This is a genomic window from Microseira wollei NIES-4236 (assembly GCF_020521235.1).
GTDB classification, from domain to species: domain Bacteria; phylum Cyanobacteriota; class Cyanobacteriia; order Cyanobacteriales; family Aerosakkonemataceae; genus Microseira; species Microseira wollei.
This window is the reverse complement of record NZ_BLAY01000084.1, coordinates 25,854-43,264: the sequence shown is the minus strand read 5'-3', so window position 1 is coordinate 43,264 and position 17,411 is coordinate 25,854. Positions and strand designations below refer to the sequence as shown.

Annotated in this window: 8 protein-coding genes; 1 reads left to right on the top strand and 7 read right to left on the bottom strand. The window is 43.7% G+C overall.

Going from position 1 to position 17,411, the window contains the following annotated elements:
• Positions 1–164: 164 nt before the first annotated feature.
• Entirely contained in the window at positions 165–10,118 is a 9,954-nt protein-coding gene (locus MiSe_RS25670; RefSeq protein ID WP_226586021.1) for a DUF5672 family protein, read from the top strand.
• 770 nt (positions 10,119–10,888) lie between these two features.
• Here the strand turns inward: MiSe_RS25670 and urtE are convergent.
• From urtE to urtC, 7 genes are all read right to left on the bottom strand, one after another.
• Positions 10,889–11,590 (bottom strand): urea ABC transporter ATP-binding subunit UrtE, encoded by a 702-nt coding sequence (gene urtE, locus MiSe_RS25665; protein ID WP_226586032.1) that lies wholly within the window; start codon positions 11,588–11,590, stop codon positions 10,889–10,891.
• Positions 11,591–11,677: 87 nt separating this feature from the next.
• Positions 11,678–12,484 carry a M48 family metallopeptidase gene (locus tag MiSe_RS25660; RefSeq protein WP_226586020.1) on the bottom strand — a complete coding sequence of 269 codons (807 nt, stop codon included), beginning with the start codon at positions 12,482–12,484 and terminating at the stop codon, positions 11,678–11,680.
• Positions 12,485–12,807: 323 nt separating this feature from the next.
• Complete coding sequence (locus MiSe_RS25655; protein WP_226586019.1) at positions 12,808–13,503, bottom strand: TIGR00266 family protein; 696 nt, start codon at positions 13,501–13,503, stop codon at positions 12,808–12,810.
• Positions 13,504–13,558: 55 nt separating this feature from the next.
• Positions 13,559–14,233, bottom strand: a complete 675-nt coding sequence (locus MiSe_RS25650; RefSeq protein ID WP_226586018.1) for a TIGR00266 family protein — start codon at positions 14,231–14,233, stop codon at positions 13,559–13,561.
• Between the two features lie 54 nt (positions 14,234–14,287).
• Positions 14,288–14,953 (bottom strand): TIGR00266 family protein, encoded by a 666-nt coding sequence (locus MiSe_RS25645; RefSeq protein WP_226586017.1) that lies wholly within the window; start codon positions 14,951–14,953, stop codon positions 14,288–14,290.
• A 471-nt stretch (positions 14,954–15,424) separates the two neighbouring features.
• Positions 15,425–16,174, bottom strand: a complete 750-nt coding sequence (gene urtD, locus MiSe_RS25640; RefSeq protein ID WP_226586016.1) for an urea ABC transporter ATP-binding protein UrtD — start codon at positions 16,172–16,174, stop codon at positions 15,425–15,427.
• A 44-nt stretch (positions 16,175–16,218) separates the two neighbouring features.
• On the bottom strand, positions 16,219–17,346 hold the full coding sequence (gene urtC / locus MiSe_RS25635; protein ID WP_226586030.1) for an urea ABC transporter permease subunit UrtC: 1,128 nt from the start codon (positions 17,344–17,346) through the stop codon (positions 16,219–16,221).
• Positions 17,347–17,411 lie beyond the last annotated feature (65 nt).

Below are 17,411 nucleotides of genomic sequence, written 5' to 3'. Positions count from 1 at the left end.
AGATGGGAACCTGGTAATAACCGACACAACATTGTAGGGGCACGGCATCAGCAAGTGTTGTCGTCAAGCCAAAGTTGTTCACCTGCCGTGCCCCTACCCCCGTTGATCGGAGATGGGAACCTGGTAACGAGAAATCCAGACCACGACCTTTATAATTTTTGATTATGGCTGCTCAAGATTCTGGCGAAATCCAAGCACAGATGCGATTGGGAATTAAGCATTACCAGTCTGGGCGGCTGGTGGAAGCAGAGGCTTGTTACGAACAAGTGGTGCAATTCCAGCCGCATCATGGGGGTGCTTGGCATCTGCTAGGAGTTATTGCCTATCAACGGCATCAATATCAAAATGCGATCGCTAGAATTACTCGTTCGCTAGAACTCCAACCAAATAACGCCGAAGCTTATAAAAATTTAGGCAGTAGTTATAAACAACTGGGGGATTTTGCCCAAGCTTTGGAGTGCTATCAGAAAGCGATTCAACTGCAACCCGACTATGGGGCTGCTTATAACAGTTTGGGAATTCTGTATAAAAAACTAAGGCAGTGGAATGAAGCAATTGAGTGTTACCAGAAGGCGATCCAATTGCAACCCGATTATGCTCCGGCTTGCAATAATCTGGGTAATGCTTATCGAGAACAAGGGGAGTTGGAAAAAGCTGTCTATTTTTTCCGTCGCGCTTTAGAAATTAAGCCCGATTATGTAGAAACTCACGATAATTTGGGCATTGCTTTGCAAGAACAAGGGAAATTGACCGAAGCGATCGCATCTTACCGCCGCGCGCTACAATTCAACCCTAATTATGCCAATGCTCGTTGCAATTTGGGTTTGGCTCTGCTGTTGGCGGGAGAATTAAGTCAAGGTTTCCCAGAATACGAATCGCGGTTTGAGCGAGATGAACCTGTGAGAAAATTGCTCTCGACTCCTGCATGGCAAGGCGAACCTCTAGAAGGTGAAGATATTCTCTTATGGAGCGAACAAGGACTGGGGGATTCGATTCAATTTGTCCGCTATGCCCTGTTATTGCAACAACAGGGAGCCAAGGTAACCCTTGCCACCAATTCTCCTTTAGTTCGTCTATTCCAAGAGTGTTTAATTTCTGCGATTCCTACAGTTATCAATCAAGAGCAAGCTGATGTCAGCGACTACAAACATCATATTTCTTTAATGAGCTTACCCCAGCTGTTTAAAACAACCCCGGAAACCATTCCCGCTCAAATTCCCTACATTCAACCGCCCGCCACGATTCCACCAGGTTTAAAATTGCCCAATACGCCTGCTTTTAAAATCGGTATTGTTTGGGCGACTAGCATTACTAATATTCAATTATATCACATAAAATCGATAGCGTGCAATTTATTTTTCCAAACATTTGAATATTTATTGAATCCAGGAAAAATAGAACTTTGGAGCTTGCAAGTAGGAGCAGATGCGGCGCAAATCCAACCTTGGTTGCATATAAATGGAGTGAGGGATATCAGCAACTTGCTAAAAGATTTTGTTGATACTGCTGCTGTAATTCATCAGTTGGATTTAGTTATTACTGTCGATACTGCTGTAGCGCATTTAGCGGGTGCAATGGGGAAACCCGTGTGGGTTTTGTTGCCTTTTGTGCCTGATTGGCGTTGGCAATTACAGCGTCAAGATACGCCTTGGTATCCGACGATGGAGTTATTTCGCCAAACAAGGTGGGGAGATTGGGCGAGTGTTTTGCATCAGGTGAAAGAGAAACTGGGTAGCGCTTTAGAAATAGCGGTGAAGCGCCAACTTCAAGAGGATGGGGAAGCCGATTATAAACTGGGGGTTGCTTATCAAAAGGAAGGAAAATTAGGAGAGGCGATCGCCTCGTATCAAAAAGCAATTCAATTGCCACCCCATCGGGTTGAAGCGTACAATAACTTGGGGAATATTTACCATAAACAAGGAAAATTGGATTCAGCGATCGCTTGTTATCAAAAAGCGATTGAACTGCGACCAAACTTGGCTCAGCTTCATTATAATTTGGGAATTGTGCGGGAAGAGAAAGGAGAATTGGATTGGGCGATCGCTTGTTACCAAAGAGCAATTCAACTCCAACCAAAATATGCTGAAGCTTATAACAATCTCGGCAGCATTTATCGAGAACAAAAACAGTTCGATCTAGCTATACATTCCTACAATAAAGCAATTGAGATTCAGCCTAACAACGTAGCTTATCTAAATCGAGGATTAACGTTACTTTTATTAGGCGAATTGGAGCAAGGCTTTTTAGATTACGAAGTGCGATTTGAAACACCACAATCGGCGCGGTTTAAACCGAAAAGTCCCATGTGGGATGGCTCAAATATTGAGGGAAAATCTATTGTTCTGTGGAACGATCAAGGATTGGGGGATGGGATTCAATTTGTCCGCTATGCTAAGTTATTGCAAGCGCGAGGAGCGAAGGTTATCCTCAGTGCCTATTCTGCTTTAGTTCCTCTATTTCGTGAATGCCTGAAAGCTGATTTTGAAGTTGTAGATCAAAAATCATGCGACATTTACGCCTATGACTATCATGCTTCTTTAATGAGCTTGCCAGCTATTTTCAAAACTACCTCTGATACCATCCCTAATTCTATTCCCTATATCTTTCCTCCTAACCCATTGCGGCATAAATGTATCCTGCCAAAGACTGATTATTATCGCATTGGTATTGTTTGGGCGAGCGGTGCTGAGAATGCGGAACTTTATTACAAAAAATCTTGTGCGCCAGACTTATTTATTGAGTTACTATCATTAGGAAATGTCTCGTTATACAGCCTGCAAGTGGGGATAGATGCTGCTAAAATTCAGCCTTGGGTTGACAATAAGCGCGTTCATAACCTCAGTCATCTTCTAACTGATTTTGCTGATACCGCTACTGTCATTCATCAGTTAGATTTGATCGTTAGTGTAGATACTGCTGTAGCGCATTTAGCGGGAGCAATGGGTAAACCTGTGTGGGTTTTGCTACCTTTTATTCCCGACTGGCGCTGGCAATTGGAACGTCAAGATAGTCCTTGGTATCCTACAATGAGATTGTTTAGACAAGCGAGTCGGGGAGATTGGACTAGCGCGTTTGAGCAAATTAAAGAAAAACTGCAAGAAGTTCTGACTGAGGTAAAGATGGGTGCGACGGAAATGGAGCGAATCCAAACGCAACTTGAGTTGGGGTTGCAATACCATCAGTCTGGGAAATTAGAGAAAGCAGAAGCTTGTTATGAGCAAATCATCCAGCAGCAACCAGAAAATGCGGATGCTTGGCATTTGTTAGGAGTAATTGCCAGTCAACGAGGGCAATTTGAAAAGGCGATCGCACAAATTAATCGAGCAATTGAGTTAAATCCAGATTCGTCTAGTTTCTACAACAACATCGGTAATGCTTATCGAGAACAAGGGAATTTACAACGAGCTATTTCGTATTACCAAAAAGCGATTCAACTCCAATCTGACTATGCCGATGCACACAAGAATTTAGCCGATGTTTATCAACAGCAAGGACAATCGGCTCTCGGGATGCGAGAATGCGGTATTGTGGCTCAAATTTCCGGAAAATTGCCTGAAGCAATCTCCTACTACCAACGGGCAATTCAACTTAAACCAGACTCTGTTGGAATTCATATCAAGCTGGGGAATGCTTACAGCGAACAAGGAGAGATAGAGCAAGCGATTGAGTGCTATCAAAAAGCAATTAAACTCCAACCTAATAATGCGGGAGCCTATAACAACTTAGGACTTGCATATCGCGAACAAGGAGAGTTTCATCAAGCAGTCAAGTATTACCAAAAAGCCCTTCAAGTCCAACCATACTATGCGGAAGCTCACGCCAATCTAGGAATGGCATTACTTTTATTAAGTGACTTTGAACGAGGTTTTGTTGAGTATGAATGGCGCTTTGAAGCTAGAGCTAAAAAACTGAGTACGTCCAAACCCCAGATGCCAGCTCCAGAATGGGATGGCTCCTCACTGGAGGGCAAATCTATCCTGCTTTGGAGCGAGCAAGGATTGGGGGATGCAATTCAGTTTGTGCGCTATGCCCTGCTACTGCAAAAAACTGGTGCTAAAGTAATTCTCAATGCTCATCATTATCCTTTAGTTCCACTGTTTCGAGAATGCCTGCAAGACAAATTTGAAGTTGTAGATAAAGACTCTTGCGACGCCTACACCTACGACTACCATGCTTCTTTGATGAGCTTGCCGCACATTCTTAAAACTACTGCTGATAACATTCCCAGTTCTATTCCTTATATATTTCCACCCACTCCGTTACGTTCTAATTGTATTCTTCCCCCATCGGATTCTTATCGCATCGGGATTGTTTGGGCATCCGGCAGTCTCAATAATGGACTTTACCAGAGAAAATCTTGTACGCCGGAATTGTTTATTGACTTGCTTGATGGGGGAAATGTATCTCTTTACAGCTTGCAAGTCGGTGTCGATGCGCCCCAAATTCAACCTTGGTTAGATAATGAACGCATCCACGATTTAAGTCCTATCTTGAATGATTTTGTCGATACTGTCACTGTTATTCATCAATTAGATTTAGTCATTACCGTCGATACCGCCGTGGCGCATTTAGCAGGAGCAATGGGCAAACCTGTATGGATTTTATTGCCTTTTATTCCTGACTGGCGCTGGCAATTGGAACGTCAGGATAGTCCTTGGTATCCCACGATGCGGTTGTTTAGGCAGCCAATTCAAGGGGATTGGGCGAGTGTTTTTCAGCAAGTAAAACAGAAACTTCAAGATGTTTTGAACTCAGATATTGCAACAATGCACTGGGCAGGCGAGACGCCCACCCCACAAGAGTTGGATTTGTCTTGTGGGATGGGCATCCTGCCCGTCACACCCATGTCAGCTTTCAAGAAAGACAAGGCAGAAGGAAGGAAAAACGAAAAAGGGAAAAAGAAGAAGTTGCAATTGGAATCAGCTACAGAGCTTTACAATCGAGGACTTGCGGTTAAAAAACAAGGTAAGTTGGATGATGCTATCGCATGTTACCAAAAAGCTATTCAACTCCAACCAAACTATGCCCCACCTTATAACAGTTTGGGTATTGTCTATCGAGAAAAAGGGCAATTAGATCGAGCAATTGAGTCTTATCAAAAGGCGATTGAATGTCAGGAAAACTACGTGCAAGCCTATAATAATCTGGGGAATGCTTTGAGAGATGAAGGGAAGTTGGATGATGCAATCGCATCTTACCAACAAGCTCTAAAACTAGACCCCGATTATATCAATGCCCATTTCAATTTAGGAAATGCTCTGCAACAACAAGGTAAGTTTGCACAAGCTATAGAGTGTTTCCAGCAAGTCATTCAACGCCAACCTAACTACGTGGATGCTTATAGTAGTTTAGGTCATGCTTACAAAGCGCAAGAAAACTTAGAAGCAGCGATTAACTGCTACCAAAAAGCCATCCAACTGCAACCAGATTCTGCTACCGCCCATAGCAATTTGGGAATTGCCTTGCAAGCACAAGGAAATTTACCAGAAGCGTCTCAATCTTATCAACGCGCCCTGCAAATTGACCCTAACTATTGGCTGGCATTGATTAATTTGGGCGATATTTGGCGGAATCAAGGCTATCCCACCTTGGCGATTAACTATTACCGCCAAGCTTTGGCGATTAATCCCGACAATGAGGCAGGAAAAATTAATCTCGCCTCTGCATTAAAAGATCGGGGGGCGATTAACGAAGCGATTGAAATGTCTCGCCAGATTGTAGCTGAGAATCCCTCTCTTGTTCATGCCCATCAAAATCTGCTGTTGTACTTGCACTATAGTCAGGATTGCCAACCTTCAGCGATTTATGAAGAACACAAATGTTGGGCACAACGCCATGCAAGTTTATTAGGAGAAAATCGAGATTATAGTAATAGCGATCGCCCTCCGGGAAAACGCCTCCGCATCGGCTACGTTTCCGGGGATTTTTTAACCCATTCAGTCTCATTTTTCTTTGAACCCCTCCTCACCGCCCACAACAAGCGCAATTTTGAAGTTATCTGCTACGCCAACAACAATAAAAGCGATGCCACAAGGGAAAGATTGCGTAAAATTGCCGCAGATTGGCGCGAGATTTATAACTTAAATGATGAGCAATTCGCCGAACTGGTAATCCAGGATAAAATTGACATATTGGTAGATTTGTCTGGTCATACAAATGGCAATCGGCTGTTAGCCTTCGCCCGCAAAATTGCCCCGATCCAAGTTAGTTATATCGGCTATCCCAATACAACCGGACTCGATACAATAGATTACCGCATTACCGACAATTGGGCAGATCCAGAAGGACAGACAGAACGATTGCATTCAGAGCAATTAATTCGTCTGCCACATGGTTTTTTGTGCTATCAACCCCCGCAAAACTACCCAGAAGTCAGTTCATCCCCCGTACTAGAAAAAGGTCATATTACCTTTGGCTGCTTCAATAACTTATCAAAAGTCAACCCGCAACTAATTAGTTACTGGGCAAACATCCTAAAAAATGTACCAGAAAGTCGGATGCTAATTAAATCTTGGACGCTAGCTGATTCCGGGATGCGCGACTCATTGCACAGACTATTCCAGCAACAGGGAATTGAGCCAAATCGCCTCGAACTCAGCGGTTGGATTGCTGCCAAAAACGAACACCTTTCCTTGTACAATCAGGTAGATATTGCCCTCGATACCTTCCCCTATAACGGCACAACAACTACTTGTGAGGCGATGTGGATGGGAGTGCCAGTTATTACTTTAGCAGGTCAAACTCACGTCTCGCGCGTTGGTGTTAGTTTGCTCTCATCTGTGGGATGGGAAGAGTTAATTGCTCAATCTCCTGAAGCATACATTCAAAAAGCAGTTAACCTTGCCAATAATCGGGATAAATTGCCACAAATGCGAGCAAATTTGCGCCCACGAATGCAAGCAGCACCCCTAACAAATGCCAGTCTGATTACCCAATCTCTGGAAACAGCTTATCGTCAAATGTGGCGGCGTTGGTGCGGTGGTATACCTGTTGCAGAAGTAGTTGGTACGGGCAAGATGCCCATCCCACAAGAGTTAATTTCTGCTGATTCTGTAGGGACATTGACGGGCAAGATGCTCATCCCACAAGACAAATCAAACTCTTGTGGGGTAGGCGTCCCGCCTGCCCAAATATTTGATGGAGAAACAGCGATCGCACAAATAGATCCTGTCCAAATTGAAGCCAAACTTGACTCAGGTATTGAGTATCAGAAATCCGGACAATTGCCAGAAGCACAAGCTTGCTATCAACAAGTATTGCAGTGGCAACCCCTTCGTGCGGATGCTTGGCATTTGCTCGGTTTAATTGCTTATCAACAAGAGCAATATGAAACCGCAATTGAACAAATTAATCGAGCCATTGCACTCAATTCAAGTGCCCCCATCTTTCACAACAACCTCGGCAGCGTTTATCAAAAAAAACAGAAATTGAATGAAGCGATCTCATCCCACCAAAAAGCCATTCAACTCCAACCAGACTACGCCGAAGCACATTACAATCTGGGCGTTGCTTACCAAGGAGAAAACAACTTAGCAGCAGCAATTGAATGCTACCAAAAAGTATTGCAACTCCAACCAAACTATGCTCAGGCTTATTACAACTTGGGCAAAGTATACGAAGAACAAAAAGAACCACAGCAAGCAGTCAATTGCTACCAAAAAGCGATTCAATTCCAAGCCGATCATGTAGAGGCTTATTTCTGCTTGGCTAATATTTTGATGAATCAGGGTTATTGCACGTTAGCAATTGATTACTTTCGTCAGGTGCTGGCACTCGAATCTAATCATGCTTCTGCATATAACAATCTCGCCTCTACTTTCAAAGATCAAGGCAAAATAGCAGAAGCGATCGCATATTTCCGCCAAGCCATCGCCGCCGATCCTGCTTTTGTTATCGCCCAAAGCAATTTGCTGTTTAACTTGCATTACAGCGACGAATACACACCCGCCGCGATTTATGCCGAACATCAACATTGGTGCGTACGCAATGCCACCCCCCTAGCAGCAGAAATCCTACCCCACAGCAACAATCCCAATCCCAATCGCCGCCTCCGCATCGGTTACGTTTCCGCCGATTTCTTGACCCATTCAGTCGCATTCTTCTTTGAACCTTTGCTTGCTGCTTGCGATCGCCACAATTTCCACGTCATCTGCTACGCCAACAACAAACAAATAGATGCGACAACGCAACGCTTGCGCCAACTCGCCGACGACTGGCGCCAAATTGATCGCCTCGATGACGCACAGCTAGCCGATTTAATCCGCCAAGACGCCATCGATATTTTAGTAGACTTGTCCGGACATACCAAAGGCAACCGACTGCTAACCTTCGCCCGCCAACCCGCCCCCGTACAGGTGAGTTACATCGGCTACCCAAATACTACTGGGATAACTGGTATAAATTATCGCATCGTCGATGGTTGGACAGACCCGGAAGGACAGACGGAACACTTACATACAGAGCAATTAATCCGCTTAACCCACGGTTTCTTATGCTACAAGCCGCCAGTAGACTGTCCAGAAGTCGGTTTATCGCCGGGATTGAGTAGCGATCGCATTACCTTCGGCTCGTTTAACAAATTAGCTAAAATTAGCTCAAAACTAATTAATTATTGGGCAGAAATTCTCAAATCCGTCCCCAACAGCCGTTTGTTGCTCAAATCTCGCTCTTTCATCGATTCCGGCACTTGCGACTATTTGCACAAACTATTCCAACAACAAGGAATCGCTGCCGAACGAGTCGAACTCATCGGTTGGATTTCGTCTAAAAGCGAACATCTAGCCCTCTACAACCAAATAGATATCGCCCTCGATACCTTCCCTTACAACGGCACAACCACAACTTGCGAGGCGATGTGGATGGGAGTGCCGGTTATTACCTTAGCAGGTGAAACCCACGTTTCGCGAGTCGGTGTCAGCTTGCTGTCGTCCGTTGGTCTACATGAATACATTGCTCAATCTCCGCAAGAGTATATTCAGAAAGCGGTTGACCTGGCCAATAATAAGGAGAAATTGCCACAATTGCGAGCAAACTTGCGCGGGCGAATGCTTGCAGCACCGCTGATGGATGCAAGTGCGATCGCTCGTTCCCTCGAAGACGCTTATCGCACAATCTGGCGGCATTGGTGTAGCAATAATAACGCCTCAAACAATTCCCATACTATCCAAAAACAACCTTTAACCCAAGAGTTAGTAGATAAATTAATTGCTAGCGCGAGAGACTATCAGACGCAGCACTTCGAGTGGCACTGCAACTACATTTACGAAAAATATCTCAAACACTGGAAACCCCGCCCGCTGCCTCAGCAAAGCAAATACATGGCTGTAATTGTCGAAAATCGCTGTCATCCTCTACTGGATTTTGCGATTAAAAATACGCTTTTATTTACCCCCGATGAAGTCGGATTGCAAATTTTTTGTACCTCAGCCAATGTAGAATTTGTCCAAAACATTGTCCGAGATATTGATAATGTCCGGATTGCCGTTATGGCTGACATGCCAAAATTAGACCCAGCCACCTATTCGAGATTGCTTAAAACCCCTGGGTTTTGGGAAAACATTCCCGCTGAAAAAATCTTAATCTTCCAAACCGATACCTTAATGACTGAACCTTTAGATTTAAGTTTCTTTCAGTATCCTTACCTCGGAGCGCCGTGGAAAAAAGAAAGCCTGAAGCAAGAGTTTTACCTGTTTGGTTTTCAGAGCGAACGCCAATTTCCAGTTCAACGGGAAAGCCACAAAATCGAGCAAAAGCTAAATGCCAAAGAGCAACAGAAATGCCGCTCCGGATTTGGCAATGGAGGCTTATCAATTCGCGATAGACAAGTCATGCTAGATATTTGTCAGCGATATCCAGATAATACTAATTATCCGGAAGATTTGTACTTTTCCTATCATGTTTATAAAGATGCAGAGACAATTCCAGATCTAGAAATTGCTCGAAAGTTTGCCACAGAAACATGGTTTTGCCCTGACTCAATCGGGTTACATGCCGCTTGGAAATACTTAAGCTCAGAGCAGCAGGCTTACTTTTTTGAGAAACATCATAAAAATATATTGGCTTATTTTGTAATGTCTGATGTCATGTCCGGTAGCAAAGGTAGTGCAAGGTGTTTTTGATGCTGTAGCGGCGGGTTTTACCAATCAATCTGTGGAAAGAAACCGGGTTTCTATGAAAAATAGTTGAGCTTCATCACTCTCTTCAAATAACTACACATAACATGGCGAGTTATCCTGACAATATTTTAACTTTATCTTATTTGATTTTTCTATACTTTATCCATAATTCATTAACTCTTGCATACAATTTTCCCGATTAAATCTGAAAAACCTCAGGTTTTTCAGGTATTTTTGACCAGGCTCTTTGCTCGATTGTTTCTGCAACAAAAATATTTGTGCGCCAAATAATTTTATTTATAATAAATATTTAATAAAATTTCATTACCGGATCTTGACAAACAGTAGGGGTATGGTAATTGAGGAAATTTTTGCTGGCGACAAAGCTTACTGACGCCGTACCCCTATGATTCAGTTATATTTACAATACCGTTTTCCCATCAATGGCAGGACTTACGCAGCGACACCACATATAGTAGAAATGGTGCGTTACACTGCGTTAACGCACCCTACATATAGAGATGTTGCGTAAGTCCTGAATGGGCTAAACAAGGCGCGGGGCGGGTTTGGTTAAATGGTCAGGACTGACGCAAGGGCGTTGCTAGAAACTCGGTTTCGACCTTGATCTCTGGCTGGCAAACAAACGATTTTTCGTATCACCTTTGTTTCTTTGCATAAGTCCTAATTGTTTGAAAGTATCAAAGGTGATTGGTAAAACCCGCGCTTACTGCCAATGAATCCAATTACCAATTACCCATACCAATTACCTGGGATTATACTGCTAGAAACCTTTGAATTACATCCTGACTGAGTTCGCTGGTGGGACCAGAAGCGACAATACCGCCTTTTTGCATTGCGTAGTACCGATCTGCTTGTCGCACGAAGTGCAGGTGTTGTTCGACTAAGAGAACGGAAATACCAGTAGATTGAACAATGCGGCGAACGGCGGCTTCGATTTCCAGGATAATTGAGGGTTGAATGCCTTCGGTGGGTTCATCTAGGACGAGTAACCGGGGTTGTCCCATTAAAGCACGAGCGATCGCAAGTTGTTGTTGTTGTCCGCCACTCAAGTCGCCACCCATGCGGGAAAGCATCGTTTTCAACACGGGAAACAGGTCAAAAATTTCCTCTGGAATTTCCTGATTCCTTTTTCTACCAGTAGGTAAAGCTTCCAAACCTAGCAATAGATTTTCTTCTACAGTCAAGCGGGGAATAATTTCCCGTCCTTGGGGAACATAACCAATTCCCATTTTTGCGCGTCGATCGGGGGATTTATCGGTGATTGATTCACCCGTCAAACTAATTGTACCCGTGCGGGGTTTAATTAAACCCATAATCGTCTTCAGCAACGTTGTTTTACCTACGCCATTGCGTCCGATTAGACAAACCATTTCTCTCGCTGGTACGCTTAAATCTACATCGCGGAGAATGTGACTTTCGCCGTAGTAGACATTTAAGTCGGAAACTTGCAGCATTAGTGCAGTTGGGGTGTTGGGGAAGGAAGAGATCGCGCTATTCATTACTTTGAGTTACGATTGGTTTTGGTTAAAGATTCTACATTGTTAGCGCAGCGCCGGGGGTAGGGGCGATCTCGCTAGAACGGGATAATTTCTTTGTTTAATTAAACGTTCCAATTGGGCGACGCGCTGAAGCGGTGCGGGATGGGTGGATAAGAAGGCATAATTTGCACCTCGTTCTTGAGTTAATCTAGCAAAAAAGTCGGTTGCTCCAGCGACGTGATTGTAAGTTGCCTGCAACAAAGTTAAACCAAATTCATCTGCTTGTAGTTCTTGAGATTGGGAAAATTGAGATTGACTGACTGCATTCGCAACAGTTGCCGCCTCGGATTGCAGCCAACTGGCATCGCCTATAATATATGCGATCGCGAACTGCCACAACAATTTTTGCATCAAACCCCGCAAATGATCTCGGTGGGCAAAATGTCCTAGTTCGTGTCCCAGTACCATCATTATTTCATTTTCTGACTCTGCCTTTGCCACCAAACCGGAATAAATTACAATCGCGTTTCCCGGTAGTGCCAAAGCATTTACCGTTTGTTCTGGCACGTAGAGTACGCGATAATCTTGCTGTTTTTGGGGTTCTGGCAAGTTAGTTTCTAGACGCTGTAATAGTTGATCGATCGTATTTTGGGCGGCGGTTGCTGGCGCTAATTTTTCGTAACCGGGAATTACAATTTTACCGATTTGTTGTTCTACGCTGGGGGGAATCAGCCAAACTAAACTATTAGCGATGATATTGATTAGCCAGATAATTACCAGGATAGAACCGATAAACATTCCTAACAGAATGAGTAATTGACGATTGCTGGGGGGTGGGTTGCGTTCGCTTGCCTCTAATTGACGCGACATGTTATTAACTCAAGTTGCTAGTTATCTCGAATTGGCGGCTAATGGCTAATCGCTCATGGCTAATGGCAAGTAAAATATTATATTATATCATGTCCGGTAGGAAAGGTTGTGTGTAGTAGGGGCGGGTTTTACCAGCCATTGTGTGGAACCACGAGATATTTCGTTAAACCCTTCCTTTGCTGACGCTACCGATGCAACCGGACATGATATTACTGAGTTTTTGATAGCTTCGTGTTCTTGAAGCGAGCGTTCTTCCATTAGCAATTAGCAATTAGCCATTAGCGATTAGCAACAGCAAATTTTATAACTAGCAACTTGAGTTATTAGTTATTGCTCTTAACTGGACGGAAAGGGTTTAAGAAATTAATCAAACTGTAAAGTTCGCGGGACTGCACCCACAAACGACCTTGACCGCTGAAACGACACACCAAACCTTCACCGCCTAGTATGCCAGTTTTTAGACCTTTAAACGATAAGCCGCCCAACATTTCAACGTTGTAATTTAACGAATCTTCAAAGGCAACAATATAGCCAGTATCTACTATATAATCCCCCGTCACAGGAATTTCTACAATCCCCCCATAGGAACTGAACCAGATATCGCCTTCCCCCGTTGCCCGCAACAAAAATAACGACTCCCCGCTAAAAAAGCCTTTAAAACCTTGAAATTTGGTATCTATTTCTACAGTTTTGCTGGCAGCTACAAATCCCGAAGATTGAATCATCAAAGCATTGCCATTCAGATAATAATGCTGAATATCGCCAGGGACGCCGGGAGAAATATATAATTCTCCCGGTCTGCCTTCAGCGGTAAATTCACTCACAAAAAAAGATTCGCCGCTGACTAGCCTTCCCAAACCTTTCATCAACCCCCCTTTGACTTTTGATTTCATTTTTATCCAAGGGTCCATAGCTGCCATTGCGCCAGATTCAACTAATACAGTTTGATTCGCCTTTAAATTTAAACGCAGGGATGCATAAGCAGGCGCATGGTCGATTTCGTAGGCAATTTCGCTCATTTTAACCTCCATATTTGTCTAGGTTTGTAGAAGCGCCCAAGCGCCACTACGAAGATTATCTTGGCGGTAACTGAGACCCGACCAAAGAACCAAAAGCACCGGGGTTATGGGTTTGACAAAATACTCTACCTTGTCCTGTAAACCGACAAACCAAACCTTCACCACCTAAAAAAGCACCAATCCAACTAGAACCCGGTTTGCTGATGCTAAAGGTTAAGCTTTTTTCAAAAGCCACAATATGACCAGTATCTACAATATATTCGCCATTGACTGGAATTTCATAAATCCCGCCAAAGGAAGTCAGTAAAAGCAAACCGTAGCCGCTCATTTCTAACCAAAAAATCGATTCGCCGGAAAACAAAGACTTTATCCCTTGAAATCCCACATTAATATCTACACTTGATTCGCTGGCGAGGTAAGAAGTAGCTTGGACAACTAAGCCATTTCCGGTCATTTGATAGGCGAGAATATCTCCGATTAACTTAGGAGATAAAAAGAGATCGCCCCCCGCAATTGGAGAGCGAAAAACGCTCAAAAATAGCGACTCTCCTGCCACGAGGCGCTTGAGTCCGCCTAAAATTCCTCCACCGCCGCTGCGTAAAGTGGTACTGGCATTGATGTAACCACTCATGGCAATCATGCTGCCAGCTTCTGCGACTAATTCTTCTCCTGCTTCTAGAATAACGCGAGCAATCGCGCTATCAGGTTGATGTAATATTTCAACTTCCATTGTGACATTTGCCTAACAATTAATAACTCATGCCAAAAACCGAGTTGCTGATGGCTAACGAACTTTGGGACGTAAATATCTCACTAAGCCATCAATACTGCGCGACTGTAAATAGATCGTACCTTCACCGGAAAGTCGATTCACCAATCCTTCCCCAGAAGTCACCGATCCAACTAATCCACCGGCTAACCCCACTTTCATTTTAATTTGAGGTTCGTAGGCGACTAAATGACCAGAATCAACGATAAATTCTCCATTGATTCGTTTTTTGGTCAACCCTCCATAAGCACCAAAAAACACTTTTCCTTCCCCGCTTACTTTGAGCTTAAATAGTCCTTCACCCGATATCCAACTGGTAAATCCTGCCCAGCGCACGCCGATTTTGACCCCAGAAGTGTGGGCAATATAAGCACCGGGTTGAAAGCAAATTGCTCCCCCACGGCGCAATTCAATACAAGCAATATCTCCTATTACAGATTGAGTTAAAACCAGTTTTAAAGGTTGCTGGGTTTGATTGCTGAATACATTAACAAATAGGGATTCTCCCCCAAAGAATTTTTTCAGTAAACCGGAAATTATCCCACCAGAAAATTCAGTCCGCATCGACAAACTGGCATCCATACTCGTCATTGCACCCGCTTCCGCTGTAATGCTGTCACCAGGATTGAGGGTGACAAAAATCGCGGCAAAGGCTGGTTTGTAGCGAATTTCGTACTCCACTGCAAGTTCTCCTTGAGGAGGATGCAACTATCTAACTCAAGTTGCTAGTTATAACTTGTGACAGCGGTAATTGCTAATTGCTAATTGCTAATTGCTAATTGCTAATTGCTAATTGGGTTAACATGCTTTTGCCTTCTTGACAACTACCTATTACCCATTAGCCATTACCCATTAGCCATTAGCCATTAGCCATTAGCCATTAGCCATTAGCCATTAGCCATTACCCATTAGCCATTAGCCATTAGCCATTAGCCATTAGCCATTACCCATTAGCCATTAGCCATTAGCCATTAGCCATTAGCCATTACCCATTAGCCATTACCAGTACCGCTTGATGTAACTAGCAACTTGCGTTATCTACAAGTTTGGCAGGCAATTTTCCATTTGTCTGGTTTCTTAAAAAAAATAAACAGGAGTTACCTGACTGGCACGTCAAGATTTGTAACGCACCCAAGCGTGTTTGTGGTTCGATCAATTTTCAGTACTAGAACCTAAATAGACTTCAATCACCCGCGGATCGTTTTGTACTTCTTCAATAGTTCCTTCACACAAAACCGATCCTTGGTGCAACACCGTTACTTTCCGGGCAATTTGGCGCACGAATTCCATATCGTGTTCGATGACTAAAATCGAATGACTTTCTGCTAAAGCTAGTAACAATTTCCCCACATTATAAGTTTCTTCATCGGTAAGTCCGGCGACTGGTTCATCGACTAATAATAAATCGGGAGACTGGGCGACTAACATGCCAATTTCTAAGCGTTGCTTTTCTCCGTGAGACAGCAAAGCAGCTTGAATATCGGCTTTAGCGGCTAAACCAATGGTTTCTAATAAACCTGCTATTTGGTTGCGATCGCTACTAGAACTTTTGCCAAACAAAGTGCTAAAAACATTTTTATTGCGATTGTAACTCAGTTCCAAATTTTCGCGACTGGATAGGTTCAGGTAAATCCGAGGTGTTTGGAATTTGCGACCAATTCCCAAACGGGCGATTTGATGTTCGGATATTTTTTTCGTATTTCGCCCTTTAAATAACACTCGCCCTTCCGTTGGTTGTACCTTGCCGGTAATCACATCTAAAAAAGTTGTTTTCCCCGCACCGTTGGGACCAATAACTACCCGCAACTCCCCGACATCCAAACTAAAATTTAGCTGGTTTAGCGCTTTAAACCCATCGAAGCTAACCGTCACATTTTCTGTTTCTAAGATTTTGGCAGGCATTGGTAATTGCTAATTGCTAATTGCTAATTGCTAATTGGGTAAGATTACAATTCTTCTCGTTCTTGTTGCACTTCGGGGTCTGCTTCTAAACTGGGATAGGTTGATAGTTGTTTGGGTCGTCCTAGAAGACTTCGCATTCTTTCCATCCCTTGTTCGTGCCACCATCCTACGATACCGCCGGGAAGCACAGTTACAACCAATAAAAACAGCGCCCCTTGGAAAAATAGCCAAACTTCGGGAAATTGTTCGCTGAGAAGACTCTTGCCAAAGTTTACCACCACGGCTCCTAAAACCGCACCTACTAAACTAGCACGACCTCCCACCGCTACCCAAATTACCATTTCAATTGAAAAAGCAATATCCATTGCTTTCGGTGAAATAATGCCAGTTTGCAGCGTAAACATGGCGCCAGCAATACCAGCGAGGGCGGCAGAAATGGCAAAAACTAGAACTTTAAATCCCGTTGGATCGTAACCGGAAAACCGCACCCGACTTTCATCATCTCTAATTGCGATTAACAGCCTGCCAAAGCGTCCGCTGGTCAGCCACCGACAGATGGCATACCCTCCTACTAACAACAATATCGTCAAAGCGTAAAAAATAAACTGAGTTTGGGTTGCTTTAACTTCTAACCCTAGAAAAGTTTTGTAATTCGTTAACCCGTTCGTGCCGTTGAATAACTTTTGCTGCCCGTTAAAGAAATTGAAAAAAACAATCGTCGCCGCCTGGGTTAAAATAGAAAAGTAAACCCCCCGAATGCGATTTCGGAATACCAAATAACCCAAAATTCCTGCCATTAAACCTGGTATAATAAACACAGCAACAGTCGCTAACGGCAAAGAATAAAAAGGCATCCAAAACCAGGGTAATTCCGTGACACCATATAAATTCATGAATTCCGGTAATATACCTGGTTCGAGGGGCGCTAATTGCAGGTGCATAGCGATCGCATAACCCCCCAAGGCAAAAAAGATCCCATGACCTAAACTCAGGAGTCCCGTATAACCCCAGATTAAATCGATACCCAGAGCAACGATTGCCAGCGCTAAAAATCGACCCAACAAATTGAGACGAAACTCAGAAAGAAGCGCGGGCATCACTAAGATTAATATTAGAGCGATCGCACCCACAATCCCTGCTTCAATTAAAAGCGATCGCTGTTTCTGCGTCATCCTGCTCCAACCTGACACAGTATTAGCATCATATCGTTCGTGCTTACTCCAATTTTTGCTACCTT

Bases quoted from the DNA above. Each gene is read 5' to 3' on its own strand.
- urtD (WP_226586016.1), bottom strand. From the start codon at position 16,174: ATGCCTGCCAAAATCTTAGAAACAGAAAATGTGACGGTTAGCTTCGAT.
- MiSe_RS25650 (WP_226586018.1), bottom strand. From the start codon at position 14,233: ATGGAAGTTGAAATATTACATCAACCTGATAGCGCGATTGCTCGCGTT.
- urtC (WP_226586030.1), bottom strand. From the start codon at position 17,346: ATGACGCAGAAACAGCGATCGCTTTTAATTGAAGCAGGGATTGTGGGT.
- urtE (WP_226586032.1), bottom strand. From the start codon at position 11,590: ATGCTGCAAGTTTCCGACTTAAATGTCTACTACGGCGAAAGTCACATT.
- MiSe_RS25660 (WP_226586020.1), bottom strand. From the start codon at position 12,484: ATGTCGCGTCAATTAGAGGCAAGCGAACGCAACCCACCCCCCAGCAAT.
- MiSe_RS25670 (WP_226586021.1), top strand. From the start codon at position 165: ATGGCTGCTCAAGATTCTGGCGAAATCCAAGCACAGATGCGATTGGGA.
- MiSe_RS25655 (WP_226586019.1), bottom strand. From the start codon at position 13,503: ATGAGCGAAATTGCCTACGAAATCGACCATGCGCCTGCTTATGCATCC.